Genomic DNA, 24574 nt, shown 5'->3' on the forward strand with positions numbered 1-24574 from the left:
CTTAGTTGTACTTATGCAGTAATTTTCTTAACTGCCAAGATATACGATTCTAGTTTACCATGATTTCACTACAGTAGAGAAGTAAGTTGCATTGTTAAAAATTTGCTGTTGACAAAAATACGGAATAAATATAATATTAGTCGTACTAATTAAAAAAATTAAATATCTTATCCAGAGTGACGGAGGGATCAGGCTCTACGATGTCACAGCAACCTACCTTTAAGGTGTGGTGCTAATTCCTGCAGAATGATGTTTACCATTCTGAGAGATAAGGATTGAATACATAATCAACCCCCTCTTTCATTTTGGAAGAGGGGGTTTTTTAGGCATTCGCCATTAAGGAAGACTTGCATCCCAAAAATTATCAGAGGTTCTAAGAAAGCTAAATAAGCTTTCAAAAGAATTCTTTTAACAAATGCCAAGTTTTCTAATCTAAAGGAGGTTAGGTGATGATAGAACTTCAAGAGATAGAAAAGGTATACCAATCGAAGCATCAAAAGGTTGTGGGTGTAGACGACGTATCTCTAAATGTGAGCAAAGGGGAGGTATATGGAATTGTCGGCTATAGTGGCGCAGGTAAAAGCACGTTGCTTCGATGCATGAACATTTTGGAACGGCCGACTTCAGGAGCAGTCCTCGTTGATGGTGTGAATTTGTTAACCTTACCTCCAAAAGCTTTGCGAACAGCAAGACAATCGATTGGGATGATTTTTCAAGGATTTCATTTAGTTGCTTCTAAAACGGTTTTTGAAAATGTTTCGTTCGCGTTAAAGGCTGCTGGAATTGATAAGGTTGCCCGAAAAGATAGGGTGGTAGAATTATTGGAACTGGTTGGTTTATCTGACAAGATTAATCATTATCCATCACAGTTAAGCGGTGGTCAGAAGCAACGTGTCAGTATAGCCAGGGCGCTTGCGAATAATCCTAAAGTATTGCTTTGTGACGAGGCAACATCGTCGCTCGATCCAAGTACCACCAAATCTATTTTAGCTTTATTGAAAAAAATTAATAAAGAGCTTGGTATCACAATTGTTGTCATTACCCATGAGATGGAGGTTGTCAAGGAAATTTGTCAACGGTGTGCTGTGATGCAGGATGGGCGAATTATTGAAGAAGGACCTGTTTATGATATCTTCTCTGATCCAAAGGAGGAGTTAACGAAGAACTTTATTGAAACAGTATTGCAATTTTCTTTGCCTGAAAAATTGCTTGAATCATGCAAAGGTACATTGGTTAAGCTTCAATTTCGCGGAAAGCTTGCTGAGGAAGCAATCGTATCCGATATGATGCAGGGCTTTCGAGTTAGTGCGAATATTTTACATGGGAAAGTTGAATACATACAGGATGCTCCACTTGGTATTTTTATTATGGAGTTAAATGGTGATAAGGATGAAATTGAAAAAGCTATCGCTTATTTAGAGGATAGGGTGAAACAGGTGGAGGTGATTCAAAATGGAATTTAGTCGCTTGATTGAAATCTTACCGGAACTGAATACTGCTTTCTTTCAAACACTTTATATGGTTGGAGTAGCATTATTGGTTGCTATTGTAATCGGTCTTCCACTTGGAATAATTTTATATGTAACGGACAAAGGGTTCTTTTTGGAAAATAAACTTGTGAAAAGCGTTGCAGGGGTGATTACCAATCTTGTTCGGTCAATTCCGTTTATCATTCTGCTTGTTTTCCTATTACCGTTAACGAACAGTCTTTTAGGTACGACAATTGGTCCTACTGCAGCAGCAGTACCCTTGTCAGTTGCAGCTATTCCTTTTTTTGCAAGAATAGTAGAATCAGCAGCCAGGGAAATTGATAAAGGGGTTATAGAAGCGGCCATTTCTGTCGGTGCGTCACCATGGATGATTATTAAGGATATTATTTTACCTGAGATAAAGCCAGGAATCATAAGTGGACTGACGATAACAACGATTAGTTTAATCGGATTTTCAGCGATGGCAGGTACGATTGGCGGTGGAGGTATCGGTGATTTAGCAATTCGATATGGCTATTACCGCTACGATGATTTGGTCATGTATACGACTGTTATAGTCCTGATTGTAATGGTACAAGTGATTCAGTACACAGGTGATTTTATAGCAAAAACAGTTAATAAACGATAATGAGGAGGAAATTTAAAATGAAAAAAGGATTAGGATTACTAGTAATGTTATTGGCAGCATTGGTACTTGCAGCTTGTGGGTCGGGCGAGGCATCTGGTGATGATGGAGATGATAAGACAATCGAATTTGGGGCGACGACTGGACCTTACAGTGACATGGTGACAAAGGCATTGGAGCCATTACTTGAAGAAAAAGGATATACCGTTAAAAATACAGAATTCAGTGACTATATTCAACCGAATAAAGCGTTAGACAATGGAGATTTGGATGCGAATCTATTCCAGCATAAAATATACTATGAAGCATTTGAAAAGGAACATAATATGGAGTTGTCTGAGGTAAAAATAGTACCTACAGCTCCTATGGGTGTTTATTCAAATAAGTTTGATACGCTGAAAGATATTAAAGATGGAAGCACAATCACAATCGCAAATGACCCAACTAATTTAGCTAGAACGTTGCTTATGTTGCAAGATGCTGGCCTGATAACGATAAAGGATGGTATTGACCCATTACGTGCAACAATAGAGGATGTTGTTGAAAATCCAAAGAATCTGAAGTTCCAACAAATAGAGGCAGGACAGCTACCAAGAACCGTTGAAAGTGAGGATTTAGCTGCAGTACCCGGGAATTATGCCTTAGCAGCAGATTTGGATCTGCTGGACGCATTAGTACTTGAAGAAATGCCTGATGATTATCGAAACCGGGTGGTTGTTAATACGAAAGATATTGACACAAAATGGGCTAAGGATATTAAAGAGGTAATTGAATCAGCAGAGTTTGAAAAGATTATTGATGAGCAGTTTAAAGGATTTGGCAAGCCTACGTGGATGAAATAAAGTCTATTATCGAATATCGAGTATCACGTAATCGTGGTACTCGATATTTTTTTTGGCAGTTATACATTGCTTCGTTTAAAAATGGTTATGCAGGGGAAAATACTGTATTAGACTAATTAATGGAGTGATATATGTGGTTAATATGACAGGGAAAACAATTGTTATTACTGGTGCAAGCAGCGGTATTGGTGAAGCAACAGCCGAAAAGTTTGCTAATGAAGGAGCCAATGTTGTCCTTGCTGCACGCAGAGAAGAACGATTAGAAGAAATTAAAAATAAAATCAGCTCTGAAAATGGCAGCATTGCTATAAAGAAAACAGATGTTACATCGAGAGAACAAATGCAGGAACTTGCTGATTTGCTATAAAGGAATACGGTCAAATAGATGTTCTTTTCAATAATGCAGGGTTAATGCCTTTATCCTTCATGAAAAATCTGAAGATAGATGAGTGGGACAGAATGGTTGATGTCAACATCAAGGGAGTGCTTTATGGTGTAGCAGCAGTACTTCCGCATATGCTAGAGAAAAACGCTGGCCATATTTTAACGACATCTTCCGTTGCTGGGCATGAGGTATTTCCAAGCAGTGCGGTGTACTCAGGGACGAAGTTTGCAGTTCGTATTATGATGGAGGGACTAGCAAAAGAAGTGGCACAAAGCAACATCCGTACAACATCCATTTCTCCAGGTGCAGTTCAGACGGAGCTTACAAATACGATCACAGATGAAGAAGTTCTTTCTAACTTTAAAAAAAGTGCCGGGTCAATGACGCCACTGAATAGTGAGGACATTGCTGAGGCTGTATTCTATGCTGTAAATCAGCCGGAAAATGTAGATGTTAATGAAGTGGTTGTTCGCCCTAACAATCAGGGATAAGGAATAAATTTGATTAAGCTGTCAGCCTTTTAATAAGATGACAGCTTACTTATTGGTATATAGAGTTGCATTGGTGTTATATTTGGATAGTAACTAAGGTTTTAAAAAAAGAAAGGATGACTAGTTTGCAACAACAAATTAAACTTATAAAAAGACCATCAGGAACGCCTACAAAAGAGGACTTTGAATTTGCCGAAGTACCAATTGGAGAGCCGGCTGAAGGTGAAGTGCTTATTCGTACTAACTATATATCGGTGGACCCTTATTTAAGAGGAAGAATGAATAATGTGAAGTCTTATGTCCCGCCATTTGAATTGGACTCCGTAATTACAAGCGCTGTGATAGGACAGGTTATTGAATCGAAGTCCGCACATTTTGAAAAAAATGATGTTGTAACGGGCGCGTTAGGATGGCAGGAGTATACGGTTGTAGACCAATCCGGGATACGGAAAATTGACACGAATCTTGCCCCAGCATCTGCTTATTTAAGTGTGTTAGGAATGACTGGCCTAACAGCTTATTTCGGACTGCTTGATATAGCCGATCCAAAGGAAGGTGAAACAGTCGTTGTATCAGGAGCAGCCGGTGCTGTCGGTTCTGTTGTAGGCCAGATTGCCAAAATTAAAGGAGCATATGTCGTTGGTATTGCCGGTTCGAATGAAAAAATAGAATACCTTAAAAATGAGCTAGGATTTGATGATGCGATTAACTATAAAACGGTGGACATTAAAACGGCATTGGCAAATGCGTGCCCTAACGGAATTGACGTTTATTATGAAAATGTTGGCGGGGAAATTGGTGATGCCGTTCTTCCACTATTGAATAAATTTGCGCGTATCCCTGTTTGTGGAGCGATTTCTTCCTATAATAACCAGGAGGCCGATATTGGTTTACGTGTCCAAGGCTACCTGATTAAATCAAGCGCGTTAATGAAAGGTTTCACTGTTGGTGATTATGCTTCCCGTTTTAAAGAAGGATCTGAAGCATTAGCTGGATGGCTGCAGGCAGGAAAAATACAATACGAAGAAACAATTACAGAAGGATTCGACCAGACAATTGATGCATTTCTGGATTTATTCCAAGGAGCAAATCTGGGGAAAGCAGTTGTAAAAGTATCTGATATAGAATAAGTCGAAGGATGCGTTTCCGTAATGGAGCGCATCCTTTTCAGTTTCTGTTCGACATATAATGACAAATACCGGGGAGTGACAGGCACGACGACGCTTTTGATTGAAATTTGGTTATATTGGGTAAAGCTAAATAGATTGTTTGATTGAGATGGAAGGGAGCTGAATAAAGTGTCTAATACGATTAAATTAATTAAAAAAGAAGTTATTGCGAATGACACTATGCTGTTTCACTGGGAAAATCCTGATGGACTTGAATTTAAGGCAGGACAATTTGGTGAGTTTAATTTAATTGAACCGAGTGAGTCAGATGAAAAAGGAAACTCAAGAGACTTTTCCTTTGTATATGCGCCGGCTGAAAATAAATTAGCTACTGCGACAAGAATACGTGATTCTGCTTATAAGCAGGTATTAAAGGATTTACCAGATGGTGAGGAGGTTGAATTCAATGGACCATATGGCGATTTTTCCCTTCATAAAACGGAATCAACACCTGCCGTATTTATAATAGGAGGTATTGGCATCACTCCAGTACGGAGCATGATTGCCCAAGCAACCATTGACAAAACATCACATGACATGACGTTATTGTATTCGAATAAAACACCTGACGATGCACCATTTCTGAATGACTTTGAAGCATTTGCAGAGAAAAATGGTAAATTTACATTTGTTCCTGTAATGACACGAGCCGACTCAAATTGGAATGGGGAAAGTGGTCATATTGATGCTGATATGCTTAAAAAGTATATTTCAGATGTAAATGTGCCAATATATTATCTGTCTGGTCCACCTGGTATGGTATGGGATATGCGGGAAATGCTAATTGAAGCAGGGATAAATGATGATAATATCATTACTGAAGAATTTCCGGGATATTAAACGAGTAGTAAAAAGCTGTTCTGTCCTTATTGGTCAGAGCTTTTTATTTGAGCAGCTAGCTGAAAAGTTTCTTTGTAATTTGTTCGCAATTAACATAAATACTTTCTTACTGGAATAAGTGTAACAAGAGCTTTCGCCATTGAGCGTGGCGATAAGCCGAATTTTTTAATATAATGGAAACAGTTAACATAAAGGGAGAGGTGTGAGAAGTTATGCCTTCAAAGCAGTCAGTTATTGGGGTTATTGGAACAGGCGTAATGGGCAAAAGTATGACGTTAAATCTGCAAAAAGCAGGTTATTCCATAAATATCTATACCCGGACAAAAGAAAAAGCTCAGGAGTTATTGGATAACGGTGCAGTTTGGAAAGATTCTGTCGCTGATTTAGCGCAGACATCTGACGTTATTATAACGATGGTCGGTTATCCATCAGATGTGGAAAGTGTTTATTTTGGGGAAGAAGGAATTATCGAAAATGCAAGGTCTGGTACATATGTTGTTGATATGACTACATCCAAACCAGCGCTTGCCATTTACATCAACCAAAAAGCAGAGGAAAAAAATATTCATGTATTAGATGCGCCAGTATCCGGTGGTGATGTTGGTGCCCAAAACGGAACACTTGCCATAATGGCTGGCGGTGAACAGCATATATTTAATGAAATTTCCCCAATCTTTGATGTACTTGGAGAAAATATTATTTTACAGGGGAAAGCTGGTGCAGGTCAGCATACAAAATTAGTAAATCAAATCGCAATTGCATCGAATATGATTGGAGTTTGTGAGGCAATAGCCTATGCCAAAAAGTCAGGGCTCGATCCTTCCCGAGTTCTGGATAGTATTACAACCGGTGCAGCAGGCAGTTTTTCGTTATCAAAGCTAGCCCCACGGATGCTTGCAGGTGATTTTGAACCAGGATTTTATGTGAAGCATTTTATCAAAGATATGACCATTGCACTTGAGTCGGCACAAGAAATGGGACTCTCAACACCAGGGCTTTCACTTTCACTGGAACTATACAAAGAACTAGCCGAAAAAGGAGAAAACGACAGCGGAACACAAGCATTAATAAAACTATTTCAATAGTGAGATGCATGTCACTTCCCAGACAATACATATGAAGGCAGGTGATCTGATGAAAGTAGAAGTAATTGTCCAAAATGGGCAGGAAGCAATTCAAGCTGAGAATCTGGGAGCGGATCGGCTCGAACTCGTTTCTGCTATGCAGGAGGGTGGCTTGACTCCAAGTTATGGAACAATCAAGCAAGTGCTGGAAAGTGTAGCCACCCCTGTGCAGGTTATGATCCGCCCGCATAGCTATCATTTCTGCTATACAGATGAGGATTTCAAAATTATTCGTGACGATATCGATGTCATTCAAAAACTTGGCAGCAATCGCATTGTATTTGGGGCATTAAATCAGGATTATACAATTAATACGACTATGCTGGAGGAACTTATCCGGCTTTATCCTAAACTGGATATCACTTTTCACCGTGCATTTGACGAAGTACCATCACAGCAACTTGCATATGAAACCTTGACAAAATACCGACAGAATGTGAAGCGGATATTAACGTCAGGTGGCAAAGCAAATGCTGAAGCAGGGAAACAACAGCTTCAAGAGCTTGCAGAAAAGGGTTATGGACCTGTCATCATACCGGGGTCAGGACTTACGCCTACAAATATCAATGAAATCCACGAGGCTGTTGGTGCCACTCAGTATCATTTCGGAAAATCAGTGCGAGTTGGCAATTCATTTGGAAATGGCTTTGATCCGGATGTGATGAAGGAGGTTCAGGAGAAGTTAAAGGGTTAAACGCTAAAAGTATCAAATAGAAAAAGCGTCTGTCATCATAATAGAGACGCTGATTATCACAAATATAATAATGTGAAATGACCATCATTTTTTACTGATGGTCATTTTTATTGGTATTAGCTTTTTTGGTTTAATGGGACAGTGAAATATTAGTCTAATTAAATAGAGGAATACCTAAAATTATTTTCGCGGGCATCAGTTCATTATTTGATAGAATTCCCCCTATTTTATGTTGATATATGTAAAATAATAGCACTCTGTCCGCTGACTAATATTTAAACAAGCTTTGTAATCTATTTCTTTTCTGGTAGTTTTCGTGTTCAAATAGTCCAGAACGCGCGACATCAACAACGCATAAAGCAAATACTTTCTTTAATAAAATTTTTTTCATATTTTATCTAAAAAGTATTGAATAAAATTTCTTTTCATATATAATGAATTTAAGAAATATTTTTTCATTATTTTGAAAGGGGTTACATGGATGAAACTTTCACTACTTGGTCTAGGCAAGATGGGTTACAACCTAGCACTTAACTTAATTGACCAAGGTCATGAAGTTATCACATACGACATCAATCACGAACAGGTGAAAGAAATTTCATCTGAAGGTGCCCTCCCGGCATATTCAACTGAGGAAGTAATACAACAGTTAGAAAGCCCTCGGATAATATGGGCGATGGTACCTGCTGGCGAAGCTACAGAAGCGTTGGTAAGTGATTTACAGGATAAACTTGACCCGGGTGACATTATTATTGATGGGGGGAATTCAAATTATAAAGATTCTATTCGTCGAGGAAATCAATTAAAGGAGAAAGGAATTCATTTCTATGATGTAGGTACTAGTGGTGGAATAAATGGAGCTAGAAATGGTATTTGTGCAATGATTGGCGGAGAACAAGAGGTATTTAAAGAAATAGAGCCAATTTTTGAAAGTGTTAGTGTTGAAAATGGATATTTATATACTGGTCCATTGGGGAGTGGTCATTTCCTAAAAATGGTACATAATGGCATTGAGTACGGAATGATGCAATCTATCGCGGAAGGCTTCGATATCCTCAGTAAAAGTCCATTTGATTATGATTATGAAAGCGTATCTAAAGTTTGGAATCATGGTTCTATTATCAGTTCGTGGCTAATGGAATTGACTGAAGGTGCATTTGCAAAAGATGCTAATCTTGATGGTATCAAAGGGGTTATGAATTCTTCAGGTGAAGGAAAATGGGCTGTTGAGTCAGCACTTGATATGCAGGTTGCAGCACCAGTAATTGCCTTATCGCTAATGATGCGATATCGATCGCTTGAGGAAGATACCTTTACAGGTAAGGTTGTTGCTGCCTTACGAAATGAATTTGGTGGGCATGACGTTATTAAAAATTAATCAAAAAATAGGGGGATTTATAAAAATGAAGAAGATTTTAATGTTTGCAGTTGTAGCTCTAATGGTTATTTTTCTTGGTGCATGTAGCGGTGATGGTGATGAATCATCGTCTGACAATTCTAGTGACAACAACGCAGAAGCAACAGATGGTACTGAAGAAACAGAAGAAGCTGACTCTTCAGGAGAAACAAAGACAATTCGTGCAGGAATCGGACTGAATGAGGATCATCCACAGTATAAAGGACTATTAAAGTTTAAGGAAATTGTGGAAGAAAAAACCGATGGAGCAATCGTGGTTGAAACTTATGCAAGTGGCCAACTTGGTGATGACCGTACAATGACGGAAGCACTTCAGTTAGGATCTCAAGAAGTAACAATTCCATCAACGGCTCCTCTTGCTAACTTTGTACCTGAATATAGTATTTTTGACTTTCCATTCCTATTCCCAGATGAAGAAACAGCTGATGCAGTATTGGATGGAGAAGTTGGGCAAAAATTCTTGGATATGCTTGAAGATCAGAATTTAGTAGGTTTAGCTTATTGGGAAAATGGTTTCCGTGATTTAACGAACAGTAAGCGTGAAGTAGCAACTGCTGAAGACTTTGAAGGATTAAAAATTCGTACCATGGAAAATGACTTGCATTTAGATGCATTTCGCGCATTAGGTGCTAACCCAACTCCAATGGCATTTACAGAGTTATTCACTGCGATGCAGCAAGGTACAGTTGATGGTCAGGAGAATCCGGTTGCAACAATCTACTTGGAAAAATTCTATGAAGTTCAAGATTATGTATCTAGCACACACCATGTTTACAGTCCATTTGTGTTCCTTATGAGCAAGAAATTTTATGATGGATTAACAGATGAACAACAAACTATTGTAAGAGACGCTGCTCTAGAAGCTGGAAAATATGAACGTAAACTAAATCGTGAAGCAAATGAAAAGTATGTAGAAGACCTACAAAATGAAGGAATGACTTATACTGAAATCACTCCAGAAGCTCGCCAGGAAATGGTAGATATTATTCAGCCTGTCTTGGATGAGTATACAGAAAAGATTGGTGAAGATCTGGTACAGGAAGTCTATGATGCGATTGATGAGGCATCGAAGTAAGTAATAAGGAGTCTAATAGTTATTGTAATTAATTGACCTGCTCCTACGACAATTCCCTTAACAATATAAGGTGTGGTATTTTTATATCTTATGTTTATTTGGGGCAGGTATTGTGGATGTGCATTACATTTAAAAAGACTTTGGGGAGTTAATCTTCAGAGTCTTTTTTCACTATAATATACACGGAATAAAGGCTTTAGGATTTCAACTCAAAATCATGATTATCATGATTTGAATGATGAAGAGGTGATTACCACATGAAAATTATAAAATGGATTGATGAATATATTGAAGAAGTCTTACTTGTCATATTATCAGTTGTAATGGTTGTAGTTATCTTTCTGCAAGTTGTCATGCGAACCTTCGATAATTCGCTATCCTGGTCGGAAGAACTAGCACGGTTTAGTTTTATATGGCTTGTTTATATAGGGATAAGTTTAGGTGTGAAAAAGCAAAGACATATAAAGATTGATATTATGCTGCATTTGCTGAAAGAAAAAGGAAGAGTTATTCTCACTATTTTTGCTAATTTACTATTTTTGGCTTTTGCGATATTCACAATCATTTATGGTTACTCCATTGGAGAAAAGCTCTTAGCATTTGGACAACAATCACCGGCATTACATATACCGATGGGTTTAGTATATATGGCAACTCCGGTTGGCATGGGTTTAACAGCAATTCGTCTGATACAGAATCTCGTACAAAATTTTACTGCTTTATTTGGATCGAGAAAGGTTTCAGATGTAGTTACACTTGAGTATGAAAGAGCGCAGAAGGATCCTATTGAATAGGTTAGGAGGTTACACAAAATGGTATCGGGTGTTTTATTTGGCAGTTTTGCAGTACTTTTAATTTTAACTGTACCCATTGGGATTTCATTAGGTATAGCAACATTAATCACTATTTTCTACTCTGGTACCCTACCGATTGAATTTCTAATGAAGGAATTAGTAACTTCAATCGATTCCTTTCCATTAATGGCTGTTCCATTTTTTATTTTAGCTGGGGAAATCATGGGTAAAGGTGGAATATCGGAGCGTTTATTTAATGTTGCAAACGCCTTAGTTGGTAATAAAACAGGTGGATTTGCGATTGCTACAATAATTACGTGTATGTTTTTCGCGGCAATTTCCGGGTCTGGTCCTGCCACAGTGGCTGCAATCGGAAGTATTATGATACCTGCAATGGTAAGAAATGGCTATGATAAGAAGTTTTCCACGGCTGTTGTTGCAGCAGCTGGTTCTTTAGGGGTCATTATTCCACCGAGTATTCCGATGGTTATTTATGGTGTTGTTGGGAGTACATCGATTGGTGACTTATTCATTGGGGGTATTATACCTGGTTTGTTAGTCGCCATGGGATTGATGGTTTATGCATACTTCTACTCTAAGAAAATGGGCTTTAAAGGAATGGACGAACCAACTTCACTAAAAAAGATTTGGGTAGCAACTTGGGAAGCAAAATGGGCACTTTTAATTCCGGTTATTATTTTGGGAGGAATTTATGGTGGATACTTCACTCCTACAGAAGCTGCAGTTATTGCGGTCGTTTATGGGTTAATTGCTGGTATGGCAATTTATCGTGAACTGTCATTTCGTATGCTTCCAAAGGTATTAACAGATGCAGCTCTAATGACTGCAACAATCTTAATTATTGTGGGGACAGCAACTGCGTTTGGGCGATTTCTCACCATTGAACAAATACCTTTAAAGGTAGCAAATGCAATGATGGCAGTTTCTGAAAGTCCAATTATTATTATGATGTTAATTACACTATTGTTATTAGTTGTCGGCTGTTTTATGGATACATTGGCAGCTATTATCATTTTGACGCCTATATTACTGCCAATTGCAGTTCAAATTGGTTATGATCCAATGCACTTTGGAATCATTATGGTCGTTAACCTTGCAATAGGATTTATCACGCCACCACTAGGTGTTAACCTATTCGTTGCTTCGGGCATCTCCGGTTTGCCTATTGAAACAATTGCAAAGGCAATTATGCCATTTTTCTTTGCCATGCTGGTTACACTTATCATAATAATTGTTTTTCCACAGTTATCATTATTCTTGCCGAGTCTTGGAGGTTAATATGGAAAAATCTTTGGATGTCGTCACATTTGGCGAAACCATGGTCCTGTTTGAACCAGTTCAGATGTTTCCACTGGAATATGTTGGTCAATTTCATAAACATATAGGTGGAGCAGAATCAAATGTAAGTATTGGGCTTACGCGGCTTGGTCATAAAGTCGGGTGGTTTAGCAAGCTTGGGAATGATCCCTTTGGACGCTACATTCTTCAATTTATTCGCGGAGAAGGAATTGATACGTCAGCTTGTCTTCAAACGGATGAGGCTCCAACAGGTCTTCTTTTTAAGGAAAAAAAGTCACATGAGAATTTAAATGTGTTTTACTACCGGAAACATTCGGCAGCAAGCTTAATGACGCCACAGGATTTGGATAAGTCATATATAGCGAATGCAAAATTTCTTCATGTAACAGGTATTACGCCAGCTTTAAGTGAAACGTGTGAGCAGACGGTCTTTCAAGTAATGGACATTGCCAAAAAAAATAACACGACGATTGTTTTTGATCCAAATCTTAGACTAAAACTTTGGAAGGCGGAAAAGGCGCGAGCGGTTCTACTGAAAATGGCTGAGCAAGCAGATGTCATCCTTCCTGGACTTGATGAAGGAACGTTTTTAACAGGGGAAACAGGACCAGAAGCAATCGCTGCTGCCCTCAACAAGGATGGAAAGAAAGCAATTGTTGTTAAGCTTGGTAGTGAAGGTGCTTACTATCAAAAAGGTGAAGCGAGCGGATTTGTCAGGGGCTACCCTGTCGCTCAAGTGATTGACCCGGTTGGCGCTGGAGATGGATTTGCTGCAGGGATTATCAGTGGTATGCTGCGAAATGATTCTTTACCTGATACATTGGCTCGGGCAAATGCAATCGGAGCTATTACTGTTGGAATGCATGGTGACGTTGAAGGACTGCCGAGGGAAGATGAACTAGAACGATTTTTAGATAATGGTTCAAATAATAGTGATGTAAATCGATAACTAAAGTTCCAGGGGGATGTGCAATGGATAAATGGGAACAGCTGCAATTTTTGAAAAAGTCTGGTCTTGTTGCAGTACTCCGTAAACTTGATAAAGATAAAATTTACGAGATTAGTAATGCTTTAATCAAAGGCGGAACAGGGGCAATAGAAATAACAGTTGATTCGGATGGATCATTTGAGATGATAAATCAACTGAAAATTGAGCATGGAAATAACGTATTGATTGGTGCTGGGACAGTCATAGATGCAGAAACAGCAAAAACGGCTATACAGGCGGGTGCTGATTTCATTTTCTCACCTATTTTTGATGCAGAAACTATTCAGCTGACTAATAAATACGGGAAAATCTCTATCCCTGGTGCCATGACCCCTACTGAAATAGTGAAGGCATATCAGGCTGGTGCAGACTTAATCAAGGTTTTCCCAGCCAATGCTCTTTCCGAAAATTATATCAAAGATTTACAAGGTCCATTAGGCCACATTTCAATGATGCCAACTGGCGGTGTATCACTTGATAATGTTGAGCACATTATTCGTACGGGTTCGGTAGCTGTCGGTGTTGGAAGCTCTCTGACGGATGCAGAGGCAATCGCAGACGGAAACTTTGAAAAACTTACGGAAATCGCAGAACAGTTCGTGATGCGGATTAAACGAGCAAGATTGTAAAGGAGTCTAACAATGAAAATAACAAAATTAGAAACCTTTGTAGTCCCCCCAAGATGGTTGTTTCTTAAAATTGAGACCGATCAAGGGATTTTTGGTTGGGGTGAACCAGTGGTCGAAGGAAGAGCGGCAACAGTCAAAGCTGCCGTTGAAGAATTAGGAGATTATTTGCTGGGAAAAGACCCACTTCTAATTGAAGATCATTGGCAAGTAATGTATCGGTCTGGTTTTTACCGAGGTGGTCCTATTCTAATGAGTGCGATTGCAGGTATTGATCAGGCGCTATGGGATATTAAAGGGAAATATTATAATGCATCTGTTTCAGAACTAATGGGCGGGGCATGCCGTGACACGATAAAAGTTTATTCATGGATTGGCGGTGACCGTCCAACTGAGGTTGGGAAGTCGGCCAAAGAAGCTGTCGATAAAGGGTTTACCGCTGTTAAAATGAATGGAACCGAGGAATTACAATATGTTGATTCATACGACAAAGTTGATGCAGCAGTTGAACGAATAGCAGCTGTTCGTGAAGCAGTAGGGGGCAACATTGGAATCGGCATTGACTTTCATGGGAGAGTTCATAAGCCTATGGCGAAAGTATTGGTGAAAGAACTCGAGCAATATCGCCCAATGTTTATTGAAGAACCAGTATTGCCTGAAAATAATGAAATACTTAGAGATATCGCTGGTTTAACCAATATACCAATAGCAACAGGTGAAAGAATGTTTTCGCGCTGGGATTTTAAAGATCTATTTACGGGTGGCTATGTGGATATTATCCAGCCCGACTTGTCTCATGCAGGCGGCATTACGGAGTGTAAAAAAATCTTTTCAATGGCTGAAGCTTATGATGTAGCTGTAGCTCCACACTGTCCACTTGGACCGATTGCTTTAGCTTCTTGTTTACAGGTAGATGCTACATCGCATAATGCATTCATTCAAGAGCAAAGTTTAGGCATTCACTACAACAAAGGTAATGATTTATTGGATTACTTGTCTGATCCATCCGTGCTGGACTATAAAGATGGCTATGTAGCAATGTTAAAAGGACCGGGGCTCGGAATCACCATTAACGAGGAATATGTACGTGAACAAGCAAAGATAGGGCATAACTGGAAAAATCCGGTATGGCGTCATAAAGATAATTCAGTGGCTGAATGGTAGAGAAGCAAAAGCTTGAGGTATATATTTTCTATATTTTTGCAAACGTAAGGAGGCAAGGATATGAGTAAGTTTAAGGTAGTAGTAACAGATTTTAATTATGATACGATAGCTCCAGAAATTGAAATATTGGAACGTATTGGAGCTGAAGTTGTTTCTGCCCAATGTACGACAGAGGAAGAAGTCATTCATGCAGCTAAAGATGCTGATGGAATCATTTGTCAGTATGCACCAATTTCCAGAAAAGTGATCGATCAACTCACAAATTGTAAAGTAGTATCAAGGTATGGAATAGGCTATGATGTCATTGATGTTAATGCTGCTACTGAGAAGTGCATTATGGTTTGCAATGTGACGGACTATTGCATTGAGGAAGTATCGGACCATGCATTTGCTCTTTTAATGGCTTCGGTACGGAAAATAGTCGAGCAGGATAAGGCTGTCAGAAGAGGAGTTTGGGATTACAAGGTCACTGCCCCAATTTATCGGTTAAGTAATCAGGTTTTAGGGTTAGTAGGCTTTGGCAATATCCCACAGCTGTTAGCGAAAAAAGCACAAGCCTTTGGATTGAAGGTGGTCGCTCACGATCCTTTTATTCCTGTTCATGCAGCGGAACAATTAGACGTTGAGCTGGTGGATCTGTCAACACTGTGCGAGCTATCTGATTTTGTCTCCGTTCATGCTCCGCTGAACAAACAGACAAAAGGGATGATAGGAAAAGAACAATTTAAACAGATGAAAGAACAAGCATTTCTTATTAATACCTCAAGAGGACCTGTTGTTGATGAGCAAGCGTTAGTTGATGCTCTAAGAGAAAACGTGATTTCCGGGGCTTCCTTGGATGTACTTGAAACGGAACCTATAGACCTTAATAATCCGTTGCTTGAGATGAAGAATGTTACTCTAACCGCGCATATAGCGTGGAATTCAAAGGAAGCTGAATTAGAGCTTAAAAGTAAAGTAGCTCAAAATGTAGCAGACGTATTAACAGGTTTTTATCCAACATATTTAGTTAATAAAAAAATTAAAGGGAAAGTTCTGCTTAGGGATAAATAGAGAAAGGAGGAGGAGGTAATGAACGAAATCACGCAAGAAGTGGTGGTTAATATTACGGAAGAGGAGACAATTATTGACCTAAGTCAAATGACACAAAAATATCACTCGGAAATTTACCTAAAGAAAATAGTCGGAGGATCTGTTCTAGAGATCAGTCTGAAAAGTTTTTTAGGATTAATCACGCTGCAATTACAAAATGGTGATCATCTTACAGTTAGAGTTGTAGGGGAAGATTGCAAAGAAGCTCTTGATGAAGTTGTTCGATTCCTTTCGTGACTTGAATAAAAGTTAGGGGATATGAAAATGAATCGGAAACAATTAGGTTGGATTCATCATATACACGCAACAGTTCTTATTCTGCTTTTACTTACTGGCATTAGCTTATATGTTTCTTTTTTCAGGACACTGTTTAATGAGTGGAAAATACCACTCGTGGCGATTCATATAGTTATCGCCATTTTTTATATTGGAATTATGCTGATCTCTATTTATCAGGCATTTTTGTATGGTAAAAAACGTGCCCCAATTAAAAAGTTCAACATATGGTTATTTGTCCTTCTTTTTTCACTATGGCTAAGTTCTGGTATTCTGATGTATTTTCAGCATCTCGTCCCAGTATGGGTGCGGAACAACAGTGTAATCATTCATGATTGGTCGACCTGGATTGTCATTCCTTGGATCTTAATTCACGGTTATGGGCATCTATTTAATGTAAGGATTCCGTGGCCGAATTGGTGGAGAGGGCGTAAACAAGTCCCTGATTGGATATCCGAAAACAAATTAGGGAGACGTGATATTACGAAGTCGCTTCTGTTATTCCTCGTTTTTCTATTTTTAGGAGGCTGGATTCGCTGGATTTCCCCTATACTGTCTATCCCAGAGAACGAAGAGAAAAGAAGGGGCTATTTTCGAATCTATAATGTAACCAACGATTATCCACGGTATGAGGAAGAAGACTGGAAGGTCGCCATCGAAGATCTTAATCAGGTAAGGGAAGAATTAACGATGAAAGATATGCGAAAATTACCATGGTATTCAATCGTCGATGATTTTCATTGTGTTACAGGCTGGAGTGTCAGGGGCGTAGAATTGCGTGGCATTTATTTGAAGAATCTGCTAGAACCGTATTATGCGAATCATCCTAATGATACCTATGTAACGGTTTATTCAGGAGATGAATTATACTATGACTCCTTCACTATTTCCCAACTGCTTGATGAAGAAGCCATGCTTATATTTGAGCTTGATGGCTTGCCATTGAAAAGATCACAGGGATTCCCTTGTCGACTTTACCATCCAAATATGTACGGATATAAATCAGTGAAGTGGATTACCAGAATCCAATTGACTGCAGGCCGAGAACAAGGCTACTGGCAAACGAATGGGGACTATGACTTAGATGGCTATTTATAAACCTGTTAAAAAATGGCTTTTGCCACTTCTGTCTATTGTTATCGGATTGTCGATTGGTTACGCGTTGTTCATAAGCAAGGAGGACTATCAATATAGTCAATGGGTTACATTGCTTGAAGATAATGAAACACGTATGTACCAGATTGAATCAGCCTACAAGTGGGACAATAAAGTATATTCTGAAAGCCAGGGAGTCTGGTCAGAAGAAAACTCTTATTATCAGATTACCACACCAATATCTGATGGTGATGAATTTTCATTTGATGCTTATGTATTTGAGGAGCAATTTTACTTAAAGAGCAGTGACCATTGGTTTGTTGGAACTTTCCCCCACAGTTTCACAGAAGAACTGGCACCACTTGATAATCCATTTAAATGGACAGTTGATTTATTAAAACATGCAGAGCAAATCACTAAAGATAAAAATGGGGACCATATCACATATAAAGCCATTTTCAAAGCGTTTCCATCAATCGACTTTCGGGGTACACTACTTAGTAAGCAAGACGATACTTATTTAGAGATGATTTTTAAGAGAGGAGAACCATTCTCTCTTGAATGGGTAGTTAATCCAGTACACCCTGATTCATTAGGTCCACTTGTCTCTTATCCCGAAACGCTAACTTATCACCTCTCTTTTGATACCAACAAGGATACTGTTCCCGCTCTTCCAGCAGAGGCGGAGAAGGCGGAAGAAATTGACTAACTAATCTGTGAAACTACTATGGCCTCTGCAGGTTATCTAACCTCGTATAGGTTGTATTAATTTGTCCATAAACGTCTTTGAATATTTCATATAAACGTTTATATAATAGATGATTGTTTAAATTAGGTTCTATCGTATCCTTCATTGGGACGACTTTTTTAATATCAGCAAGGGAAGAAACTTCATTAAGACTGAATAAAGCTAACCAAGCAGCGCCCCAAGCCGAACTTTGATGACTCTCAGGTAAATGTACGGGTTTTCCGAAAATGTCGGCAAGAATACTGACCCAAATATCGGAATGACTGAAGCCGCCATTAGCAAAAAGATTTACATGTTCATTGCCTAGTCTGTTCAGCGCTTGTCCAATTTGGTACACATTAAGAATGACGCCTTCCATAGCTGCTCTAATTAAATCACCTTTTTGGTGTGTAGAGGTCAAGCCGATAAAGGTTCCTTTGGCTTGTGAGTCCCAGATGGGGGCTCTTTCCCCTGTGATGTATGGAAGGAATAATAAATTGTTAGCTCCGGGCGGCGAGGATGCTGCCAGTTGATTCATGTCTTCCATAGAAAGTTCGTCACCTTCCGAGCTAAATAAAGACTGGAGCCAAGCTAAAACAATCCCCCCGTTATTCGAGGCACCCCCAGTTATCCATGATTTCGAATCAAATCGATAGGTGAATATTTCTTCTTTTTTATCTAACAGCGGTTTGGCTGTAAACTGTCTTATGGCACAGCTTGTGCCAATTGTGATTGCGGTATCACCGGGTTTTAACGCTCCTACACCTAAATTGGCTAAAGGGCCGTCAGAAGCTCCAATTGTAAATGGAACCTGTTGGTCGATGCCTATTTCTTTGGCAATACTAGATTTCAAACCTTTTAGAAGATAAGTAGGTGGAACAGTTGAGAAGAGATTGTCTCTTGTTATGCCAGCTTCGGTAAGTGCTTCTTCATTCCAATCCATTTTCTCCACATCAAATAAACCAGTTGAAGCTGCTACTGAATAATCAACCACTTCTTCATTAAACCATCGCTTCACAAGAAATTCTTTAATGGAAATATATTTGTTTGCGTCTTTGTAAGGCTGCCAAGCCAGCTCTTTCATCCAGACTAATTTTGCTAGAGGGGTCATCGGATGAAGAGGAGTACCTGTTTTAAAGAATAAAGCTGAATTTGTTTGTTTAAGGTGATCTGCCTGATTCTGACTTCGTGAATCAGCCCAAATAATCGAATTTGAGAGGGGCTCTCCATCGTCTGTGGCACATATCAGTGAGTGCATAGCTGAAGAGATTCCAATTCCCTTTAGTAGATTTTTGGGAGTATTGGATTCTAGTATTACTGTTTTTAAAACGTGGATAGCTGCTATTTCAATTTCAAGTGGATCTTGTTCAGCCCAATTCAAAGCGGGGTAAAGGATTGGATATTTCTCTTCGTGCTCAGCTATGATTCTCCCACTATAATCAAACATTAAAGCTTTGACGCTCGTAGTACCTATATCAAGCCCTATAATATAAGAGGACATGCTTGATTCTCCTTTTCGTATGTAAAAGTTGATATAATGTTGGCAGTTATTTATGTTGATTAGTTTGTAGCCGCGTCAAGTCCCTACATCCAGCGCCCATTGCCTAGTGCCTTCCAGTAGGGCGCCTTTACCTTTGTATCCTTATAATCGTTTGCTTGAAATTGCATCACGCATTTTGGATAAGGACTCTTTTGTTTGCTCCTTTTTTTGCAGGCAGTAATTGACATATAAGGCGTCGATAATACTTAGCTCGGCAATTCGTGAGGCAAGTGCCTCTGATCGGTACTCAGTTTCTTGTGCTGCAGTGAACAGACTAATATCAACTACTTTGCTTAGTGGTGATTTGGCAAAGTTTGTAATTCCTATTGTCTTGGCATTTCTCTTTTTTGCAACTTCAATTACGTCGAGCAAGTCTTTATTTGAACCAGAGTGTGAAATAAATATGGCAACAGATTGTTCATTTAATTGAGATGCAGACATGAGCTGTAAATGACTGTCTGTATAGGCCTGGCTAATCAGGCCAGTTTTTATAAACTTATGCTGTGCATCTAAGCCGACAATCCCAGAACCGCCATTTCCGTAAAAACTTAGATTATTGGATCGTGTTAGAAAGTCAACTGCCTGCTGGATAGAATCCTGCGATTGTAAATCTCTTGTATATTCGATTGCTTTTATATTTGACTGGAATACTTTTTTGGTAACTTCCAGCTCTGAATCATTTTCATTGATTGACTCGTGAATATCTTTGATGGGATTGACTATTTCAGAAGCTAATACAATTTTAAGTGATTGGTAACCTTTGAAGCCTAATCGCTTACAAAAGCGAAAAACAGTAGCATCTGCTATCATCAAATCATCGGCAACCTGATTAATTGTTGCATGAATAATTTTTTCTGGCTTATCAAGAATGTAGTCGGCAACCAGTTTTTCTTTTTCACTAAAAGAACTATAAGCTGAACGGATTCTATTTAAGACGTTTGTGGCTGGAGTAATTGTATTCACTAATAACCCACTTCCTTAATTTGTGTGTATGCGTTTAATTATAATCTTATATGAAAATAAGTTTAAAATAAAGAGAAAAGATGAAAATTTTTTTCTTTCAATTATCATCTAACTCGATTATCATTAGATTTATACAAACAGATAGCTTGCATTTAGGAAATGTTATGATATGTAGGTTCCATAAAATGAGGGGGATTCTCGTGGCAAATTTATTTCAGTTAAGTGGAAAGATTGCAGTAGTTACAGGGGCGACAAGAGGAATTGGCCGGTCAATGGCTTTTGCTTTAGCAGATGCAGGTGCGGATATTGCGCTGTTACAGCGAAACCCCGAACAAACAGACGTTAAGGAAGAAATTGAAGCAAATACAGGCCGGCAGTGTAAAATTATAGCCTGTGATTTGGAGAATCCAGACCAAGTTAAAAATGCTATTCCTGAAGTCGTTGCGCTTTATGGGAGAATTGATATTTTAGTAAATAGCGCTGGGATACAACGTCGCTCACCATCCGTCGAATTCACTGAGCAAGATTGGGACGATGTGATAAATGTTAACCTTAAAACTGTATGGACTTTATGCCAGCAGGCCGGTCGGTACATGGTTGGACAAGGTAGTGGAAAGATTATTAATATCGCTTCCTTACTCTCATTTCAAGGTGGGATAACCGTTCCTGCATATGCTGCGGCCAAAGGCGCGGTAGCCCAACTAACTAAGGCACTTTCAAATGAGTGGGCAAAAGAAAACGTAAATGTAAATGCAATTGTTCCAGGCTATATAGCGACAGACATGAATACGGCTTTAATAAACGATCCTGTTAGAAGTAAACAAATACTTGATCGAATACCTGCAGATCGTTGGGGCAATCCAGAAGATTTTAAGGGTACTGTAGTATTTCTTGCTTCAGAGGCGTCAGCATATATTCATGGCCATTTATTAGCAGTGGATGGCGGATGGCTGGGCCGTTAATCCATTGGACTAGGAGTGATATACATGCTAAATAAAATAGACAGGAATAAAATAAAGGTTGCAGAAGAGGCTGTTAGATATATTAAAAACGGAATGACTGTGGGTTTGGGATCTGGGTCAACCATCGACTGGATGCTTAAAAAGCTTGGAGAAAGCGTTAACGAAGGATTGGATATTAAAGGCATACCAACTTCATATAAAACGGAAAAATTAGCACGAGAATACGGCATTCCCTTAACTGACTTCTCAAACGTAATTGAAATTGACTTAGCTATTGATGGAGCTGACGAAATAGATGAACAGCTCAACCTTCTAAAAGGTGGAGGCGGCTCACTCGTTAGGGAAAAAATAGTTGATTCGGTGGCAAAGGAGCTTATCATTATAGCAGACGAATCTAAATTGGTTCCTGCACTGGGGGATTTTTTATTACCTGTTGAAGTGGTCCAGTTTGGATGGGAACTAACCGCACATCATATTTCTCAGCTGAATTGTGTTCCCTATTTACGAAAAAAAGATAACAATGAAATATTTATTACTGATAATGATAATTATATTTTAGATTGCAGTTTTGAAAAAATTCCCCAACCAACCAGATTGCATGAAAAGTTAAAACTAATGACTGGTGTTGTGGAAACTGGTTTATTTGTGGGCATGGTGGATCGCGTTATTATTGGAAGTGATTATGGAATTAGAACTCATGTGAATGAATTCTAATGCTTTTTTATGAATGATGAAACAATATAAATATACATAACTAAGGGTGAACTACATAATGTCTGGCTTTAATGAACAATTTCTGTATGCCGTAATAATCATAGCATTGGGATATACACTAAAGCGATTTAATATAATAAAGGAAAAAGATGGTGAAGGTTTAGCGAGAATAATATTCAATCTGACTCTTCCGGCATTAATAATTGTATCTTTTAGTGACATTAAAATTGAATCTTCCTTATTTCTTCTTATAGGTATAGCCTTTTGTTATGGATTACTTTCGGCTTTTGTATCTATTATTATATTTAGAAAGGAAAGCAGAGAAAATAAAGGTATGCTTGGCATGCTGGTACCCGGCTTTAATATTGGTTTGTTTGCATATCCGCTTGTTGAAGGGATCTGGGGAAGAGAAGGTATTAAATATTTCGGGATGTTTGATGTTGGAAATGCATTTATCGTGTTTGGTTTACTATATCTAATAGGCAGCTATTATTCATCCGATAAGGCAGAGCTTAGTCCAGGTGTAATTATGAGGAAGTTAACGGGTTCAATCCCATTAATGACTTATATTATTGTTTGTGGATTGAATATTATAAGTATTCAGCTTCCAGAAATGGTAGTAAATGTTTCCGAGATAATTTCCGTAGCAAACATGCCTCTATCATTTTTATTACTAGGTATTTATTTAAATTTTAAGTTTGATAAAAGCTACTATACACTCATTATAAAGGTCTTGACCATTAGATATGTACTTGGCTTAACTGTCGGTATATCACTCTTTTTTATATTACCTTATGATGATATGTTTAGATATACTGTCCTTATTGGTCTGATGCTGCCGGTATCTGTGTCTGTTTTGCCTTATTCTGTTGAATTTAACTATGACCAGAGATTTATCGGAACTGTATCCAATTTGACGATTCTAATTACTTTCTTTTTATTATGGGTTCTGATGAGTATAATTAGTTGATTGCTAGATTTTTTCACAAAACAACAATATTCTTCTTATTTCCCGGGAAATGACATATTGACTGTTTTTTCGACTTTTGAACATTTTTGCTGTCGAAACAATTTCATGTATAATTAATAAAAGATTGCAACTATTCATACAGGAGGAGTTTTCATGTCAAAAATCCGTTGGGGTGTATTAAGCACTGCAAATATTGCACAAAAAGCACTTTTACCTGCATTCTCACGTTCAGATAATGCCGAAGTGACAGCTATAGCAAGTGGGAGTGACATTACGAAGGCTGAGAGGATAGCGGAAAAATTCGGTATCCCAACTGCCTATGATGGCTATGATAAGCTGTTGGATGACTCGAATATTGATGCTGTTTATATTCCATTGCCAAACCATTTGCATAAACAGTGGGTAATTGAGGCTGCTAAGAAGGGTAAACACATTTTGTGTGAGAAACCTGCAGCAATAAATTCCAATGATGTTTTGGAAATGAAAAAAGTTTGTGATGAGCACGGGGTTCTTTTCATGGAAGCATTTATGTATTACTTTCACTCGCAGCATAATCGTGTGAAAGAGATAATTGACTCTGGTGAGATTGGTGAAGTGAAACTGATGCGCGCTGCTTTCTCGTTTTACCTTGCCAAAAAGGAAAATAATATCCGTATGAGTAATCAAAAGGGTGGCGGCAGTATTTATGATATCGGCTGTTATGGTATTCATTCGATTAGGAATATACTTCGGACTGAACCAAATACTGTTCAAGTGCATGGTGCAGTTGACCCTGCGTATGGAGTAGAAACCGATGCAGTGGGGTATATGACATTTCCAAATGGAGTACGAGCAATATTTGACTCTAGTTTTAATATGGCACATCGGAGTGAATATGAGGTGGTCGGAACAGAGGGACGGATTAAAGTTCCTAGAGCATACCGTCCGGATAATAATGGTGGCGACGGGTTAGTGGTTGTTGAAAAGGGCAATGTGCAACGAACTGAAACAGTGAATTGCGATCAATACCGAAGCCAGGTGGAGCATTTATCACAGGCAATTATAGATAAAAAAACTCAGGTGTATCATGATTTTAATAATACGATAAATAATATGCGTGTGATTGATGCTTGTTATGAGTCAATCAAGCAAGGTCGTCTAATCGAATTATCTTAAGTTTATTTAAACCCTAATTTGTCAGATTTTTAGCAA

The 24574-nt window shown here is 38.6% G+C and carries 24 protein-coding genes, 1 pseudogene and 1 riboswitch; of the genes and pseudogenes, 23 read left to right on the plus strand and 2 right to left on the minus strand.

Features of this window, described 5'->3' with window-relative positions:
* Positions 1–164 precede the first annotated feature (164 nt).
* A riboswitch (SAM riboswitch) is annotated at positions 165–275 on the plus strand.
* 174 nt (positions 276–449) lie between these two features.
* The 19 genes and pseudogenes from BMY13_RS03710 to BMY13_RS03800 all read left to right on the plus strand — a co-directional run bounded on the left by BMY13_RS03710 (position 450) and on the right by BMY13_RS03800 (position 18216).
* Entirely contained in the window at positions 450–1463 is a 1014-nt protein-coding gene (locus tag BMY13_RS03710; protein WP_092491681.1) for a methionine ABC transporter ATP-binding protein, read from the plus strand.
* Entirely contained in the window at positions 1453–2118 is a 666-nt protein-coding gene (locus BMY13_RS03715) for a methionine ABC transporter permease (protein ID WP_092491682.1), read from the plus strand. Before BMY13_RS03710 ends, BMY13_RS03715 begins: the two co-directional genes overlap by 11 nt.
* A 17-nt stretch (positions 2119–2135) precedes the next feature.
* Positions 2136–2957: a MetQ/NlpA family ABC transporter substrate-binding protein gene (locus tag BMY13_RS03720; protein ID WP_092502637.1), complete on the plus strand. Its 822-nt coding sequence runs from the start codon at positions 2136–2138 to the stop codon at positions 2955–2957.
* A 142-nt stretch (positions 2958–3099) separates the two neighbouring features.
* A pseudogene (locus BMY13_RS03725) lies at positions 3100–3833 on the plus strand (SDR family oxidoreductase).
* Positions 3834–3949: 116 nt separating this feature from the next.
* Positions 3950–4963, plus strand: a complete 1014-nt coding sequence (locus tag BMY13_RS03730) for an NADP-dependent oxidoreductase (protein WP_092502639.1) — start codon at positions 3950–3952, stop codon at positions 4961–4963.
* Positions 4964–5131: 168 nt separating this feature from the next.
* The gene (locus tag BMY13_RS03735) at positions 5132–5842 is read left to right on the plus strand and encodes an FAD-dependent oxidoreductase (RefSeq protein ID WP_245735999.1); all 711 of its coding nucleotides are present in this window, start codon (positions 5132–5134) and stop codon (positions 5840–5842) included.
* Positions 5843–6054: 212 nt separating this feature from the next.
* Positions 6055–6927, plus strand: coding sequence for an NAD(P)-dependent oxidoreductase (locus BMY13_RS03740; RefSeq protein ID WP_092502641.1), 873 nt, complete (start codon positions 6055–6057; stop codon positions 6925–6927).
* Between the two features lie 49 nt (positions 6928–6976).
* The gene (locus BMY13_RS03745; RefSeq protein WP_092502643.1) at positions 6977–7660 is read left to right on the plus strand and encodes a copper homeostasis protein CutC; all 684 of its coding nucleotides are present in this window, start codon (positions 6977–6979) and stop codon (positions 7658–7660) included.
* A 481-nt stretch (positions 7661–8141) separates the two neighbouring features.
* Entirely contained in the window at positions 8142–9038 is an 897-nt protein-coding gene (gene gnd, locus BMY13_RS03750; RefSeq protein ID WP_092502645.1) for a phosphogluconate dehydrogenase (NAD(+)-dependent, decarboxylating), read from the plus strand.
* 25 nt (positions 9039–9063) lie between these two features.
* A complete protein-coding gene (locus tag BMY13_RS03755; protein WP_092502647.1) occupies positions 9064–10152 on the plus strand; it encodes a TRAP transporter substrate-binding protein in 1089 nt (362 codons plus the stop codon).
* A 257-nt stretch (positions 10153–10409) separates the two neighbouring features.
* Complete coding sequence (locus BMY13_RS03760) at positions 10410–10946, plus strand: TRAP transporter small permease (protein ID WP_092491689.1); 537 nt, start codon at positions 10410–10412, stop codon at positions 10944–10946.
* 18 nt (positions 10947–10964) lie between these two features.
* On the plus strand, positions 10965–12245 hold the full coding sequence (locus BMY13_RS03765) for a TRAP transporter large permease (protein WP_092491690.1): 1281 nt from the start codon (positions 10965–10967) through the stop codon (positions 12243–12245).
* Position 12246: 1 nt separating this feature from the next.
* Positions 12247–13215, plus strand: coding sequence for a sugar kinase (locus BMY13_RS03770; protein WP_092502649.1), 969 nt, complete (start codon positions 12247–12249; stop codon positions 13213–13215).
* Between the two features lie 23 nt (positions 13216–13238).
* A complete protein-coding gene (locus BMY13_RS03775) occupies positions 13239–13883 on the plus strand; it encodes a bifunctional 4-hydroxy-2-oxoglutarate aldolase/2-dehydro-3-deoxy-phosphogluconate aldolase (RefSeq protein ID WP_092502651.1) in 645 nt (214 codons plus the stop codon).
* Positions 13884–13895: 12 nt separating this feature from the next.
* Positions 13896–15044, plus strand: coding sequence for a galactonate dehydratase (gene dgoD, locus BMY13_RS03780; RefSeq protein ID WP_092491693.1), 1149 nt, complete (start codon positions 13896–13898; stop codon positions 15042–15044).
* Positions 15045–15104: 60 nt separating this feature from the next.
* The gene (locus BMY13_RS03785; protein ID WP_092502653.1) at positions 15105–16097 is read left to right on the plus strand and encodes a C-terminal binding protein; all 993 of its coding nucleotides are present in this window, start codon (positions 15105–15107) and stop codon (positions 16095–16097) included.
* 18 nt (positions 16098–16115) lie between these two features.
* Positions 16116–16373, plus strand: coding sequence for an HPr family phosphocarrier protein (locus tag BMY13_RS03790; RefSeq protein ID WP_092502655.1), 258 nt, complete (start codon positions 16116–16118; stop codon positions 16371–16373).
* A 27-nt stretch (positions 16374–16400) separates the two neighbouring features.
* Positions 16401–17510: a molybdopterin-dependent oxidoreductase gene (locus BMY13_RS03795; protein WP_175476702.1), complete on the plus strand. Its 1110-nt coding sequence runs from the start codon at positions 16401–16403 to the stop codon at positions 17508–17510.
* The gene (locus tag BMY13_RS03800; protein ID WP_092502659.1) at positions 17497–18216 is read left to right on the plus strand and encodes a hypothetical protein; all 720 of its coding nucleotides are present in this window, start codon (positions 17497–17499) and stop codon (positions 18214–18216) included. Before BMY13_RS03795 ends, BMY13_RS03800 begins: the two co-directional genes overlap by 14 nt.
* 16 nt (positions 18217–18232) lie before the next feature.
* Here BMY13_RS03800 and BMY13_RS03805 read toward each other — a convergent pair whose 3' ends face one another.
* Together BMY13_RS03805 and BMY13_RS03810 are read right to left on the minus strand one after the other, a co-directional pair.
* On the minus strand, positions 18233–19735 hold the full coding sequence (locus BMY13_RS03805) for a gluconokinase (protein WP_092502661.1): 1503 nt from the start codon (positions 19733–19735) through the stop codon (positions 18233–18235).
* Between the two features lie 141 nt (positions 19736–19876).
* A complete protein-coding gene (locus BMY13_RS03810; RefSeq protein ID WP_092492228.1) occupies positions 19877–20728 on the minus strand; it encodes a MurR/RpiR family transcriptional regulator in 852 nt (283 codons plus the stop codon).
* 194 nt (positions 20729–20922) lie between these two features.
* Between BMY13_RS03810 and BMY13_RS03815 the strand changes: the two genes are divergently transcribed.
* From BMY13_RS03815 to BMY13_RS03830, 4 genes are all read left to right on the plus strand, one after another.
* A complete protein-coding gene (locus BMY13_RS03815; protein ID WP_092502663.1) occupies positions 20923–21699 on the plus strand; it encodes a glucose 1-dehydrogenase in 777 nt (258 codons plus the stop codon).
* A 24-nt stretch (positions 21700–21723) separates the two neighbouring features.
* The gene (gene rpiA, locus BMY13_RS03820; RefSeq protein WP_092502665.1) at positions 21724–22413 is read left to right on the plus strand and encodes a ribose-5-phosphate isomerase RpiA; all 690 of its coding nucleotides are present in this window, start codon (positions 21724–21726) and stop codon (positions 22411–22413) included.
* Positions 22414–22471: 58 nt separating this feature from the next.
* The gene (locus tag BMY13_RS03825) at positions 22472–23383 is read left to right on the plus strand and encodes an AEC family transporter (RefSeq protein WP_092502667.1); all 912 of its coding nucleotides are present in this window, start codon (positions 22472–22474) and stop codon (positions 23381–23383) included.
* Between the two features lie 153 nt (positions 23384–23536).
* The gene (locus BMY13_RS03830) at positions 23537–24538 is read left to right on the plus strand and encodes a Gfo/Idh/MocA family protein (RefSeq protein ID WP_092502669.1); all 1002 of its coding nucleotides are present in this window, start codon (positions 23537–23539) and stop codon (positions 24536–24538) included.
* Positions 24539–24574: the final 36 nt, after the last annotated feature.

The organism is Virgibacillus subterraneus (genome assembly GCF_900110695.1).
Lineage (GTDB): Bacteria > Bacillota > Bacilli > Bacillales > Amphibacillaceae > Lentibacillus > Lentibacillus subterraneus.

Excerpts from the sequence above, each read along its gene's own strand:
- BMY13_RS03710 (WP_092491681.1), top strand. The coding sequence starts at position 450 with ATGATAGAACTTCAAGAGATAGAAAAGGTATACCAATCGAAGCATCAA.
- BMY13_RS03715 (WP_092491682.1), top strand. The coding sequence starts at position 1,453 with ATGGAATTTAGTCGCTTGATTGAAATCTTACCGGAACTGAATACTGCT.
- BMY13_RS03720 (WP_092502637.1), top strand. The coding sequence starts at position 2,136 with ATGAAAAAAGGATTAGGATTACTAGTAATGTTATTGGCAGCATTGGTA.
- BMY13_RS03730 (WP_092502639.1), top strand. The coding sequence starts at position 3,950 with ATGACTAGTTTGCAACAACAAATTAAACTTATAAAAAGACCATCAGGA.
- BMY13_RS03740 (WP_092502641.1), top strand. The coding sequence starts at position 6,055 with ATGCCTTCAAAGCAGTCAGTTATTGGGGTTATTGGAACAGGCGTAATG.
- BMY13_RS03745 (WP_092502643.1), top strand. The coding sequence starts at position 6,977 with ATGAAAGTAGAAGTAATTGTCCAAAATGGGCAGGAAGCAATTCAAGCT.
- gnd (WP_092502645.1), top strand. The coding sequence starts at position 8,142 with ATGAAACTTTCACTACTTGGTCTAGGCAAGATGGGTTACAACCTAGCA.
- BMY13_RS03755 (WP_092502647.1), top strand. The coding sequence starts at position 9,064 with ATGAAGAAGATTTTAATGTTTGCAGTTGTAGCTCTAATGGTTATTTTT.
- BMY13_RS03760 (WP_092491689.1), top strand. The coding sequence starts at position 10,410 with ATGAAAATTATAAAATGGATTGATGAATATATTGAAGAAGTCTTACTT.
- BMY13_RS03765 (WP_092491690.1), top strand. The coding sequence starts at position 10,965 with ATGGTATCGGGTGTTTTATTTGGCAGTTTTGCAGTACTTTTAATTTTA.
- BMY13_RS03770 (WP_092502649.1), top strand. The coding sequence starts at position 12,247 with ATGGAAAAATCTTTGGATGTCGTCACATTTGGCGAAACCATGGTCCTG.
- BMY13_RS03775 (WP_092502651.1), top strand. The coding sequence starts at position 13,239 with ATGGATAAATGGGAACAGCTGCAATTTTTGAAAAAGTCTGGTCTTGTT.
- dgoD (WP_092491693.1), top strand. The coding sequence starts at position 13,896 with ATGAAAATAACAAAATTAGAAACCTTTGTAGTCCCCCCAAGATGGTTG.
- BMY13_RS03785 (WP_092502653.1), top strand. The coding sequence starts at position 15,105 with ATGAGTAAGTTTAAGGTAGTAGTAACAGATTTTAATTATGATACGATA.
- BMY13_RS03790 (WP_092502655.1), top strand. The coding sequence starts at position 16,116 with ATGAACGAAATCACGCAAGAAGTGGTGGTTAATATTACGGAAGAGGAG.
- BMY13_RS03795 (WP_175476702.1), top strand. The coding sequence starts at position 16,401 with ATGAATCGGAAACAATTAGGTTGGATTCATCATATACACGCAACAGTT.
- BMY13_RS03800 (WP_092502659.1), top strand. The coding sequence starts at position 17,497 with ATGGCTATTTATAAACCTGTTAAAAAATGGCTTTTGCCACTTCTGTCT.
- BMY13_RS03805 (WP_092502661.1), bottom strand. The coding sequence starts at position 19,735 with ATGTCCTCTTATATTATAGGGCTTGATATAGGTACTACGAGCGTCAAA.
- BMY13_RS03815 (WP_092502663.1), top strand. The coding sequence starts at position 20,923 with ATGAGGGGGATTCTCGTGGCAAATTTATTTCAGTTAAGTGGAAAGATT.
- rpiA (WP_092502665.1), top strand. The coding sequence starts at position 21,724 with ATGCTAAATAAAATAGACAGGAATAAAATAAAGGTTGCAGAAGAGGCT.
- BMY13_RS03825 (WP_092502667.1), top strand. The coding sequence starts at position 22,472 with ATGTCTGGCTTTAATGAACAATTTCTGTATGCCGTAATAATCATAGCA.
- BMY13_RS03830 (WP_092502669.1), top strand. The coding sequence starts at position 23,537 with ATGTCAAAAATCCGTTGGGGTGTATTAAGCACTGCAAATATTGCACAA.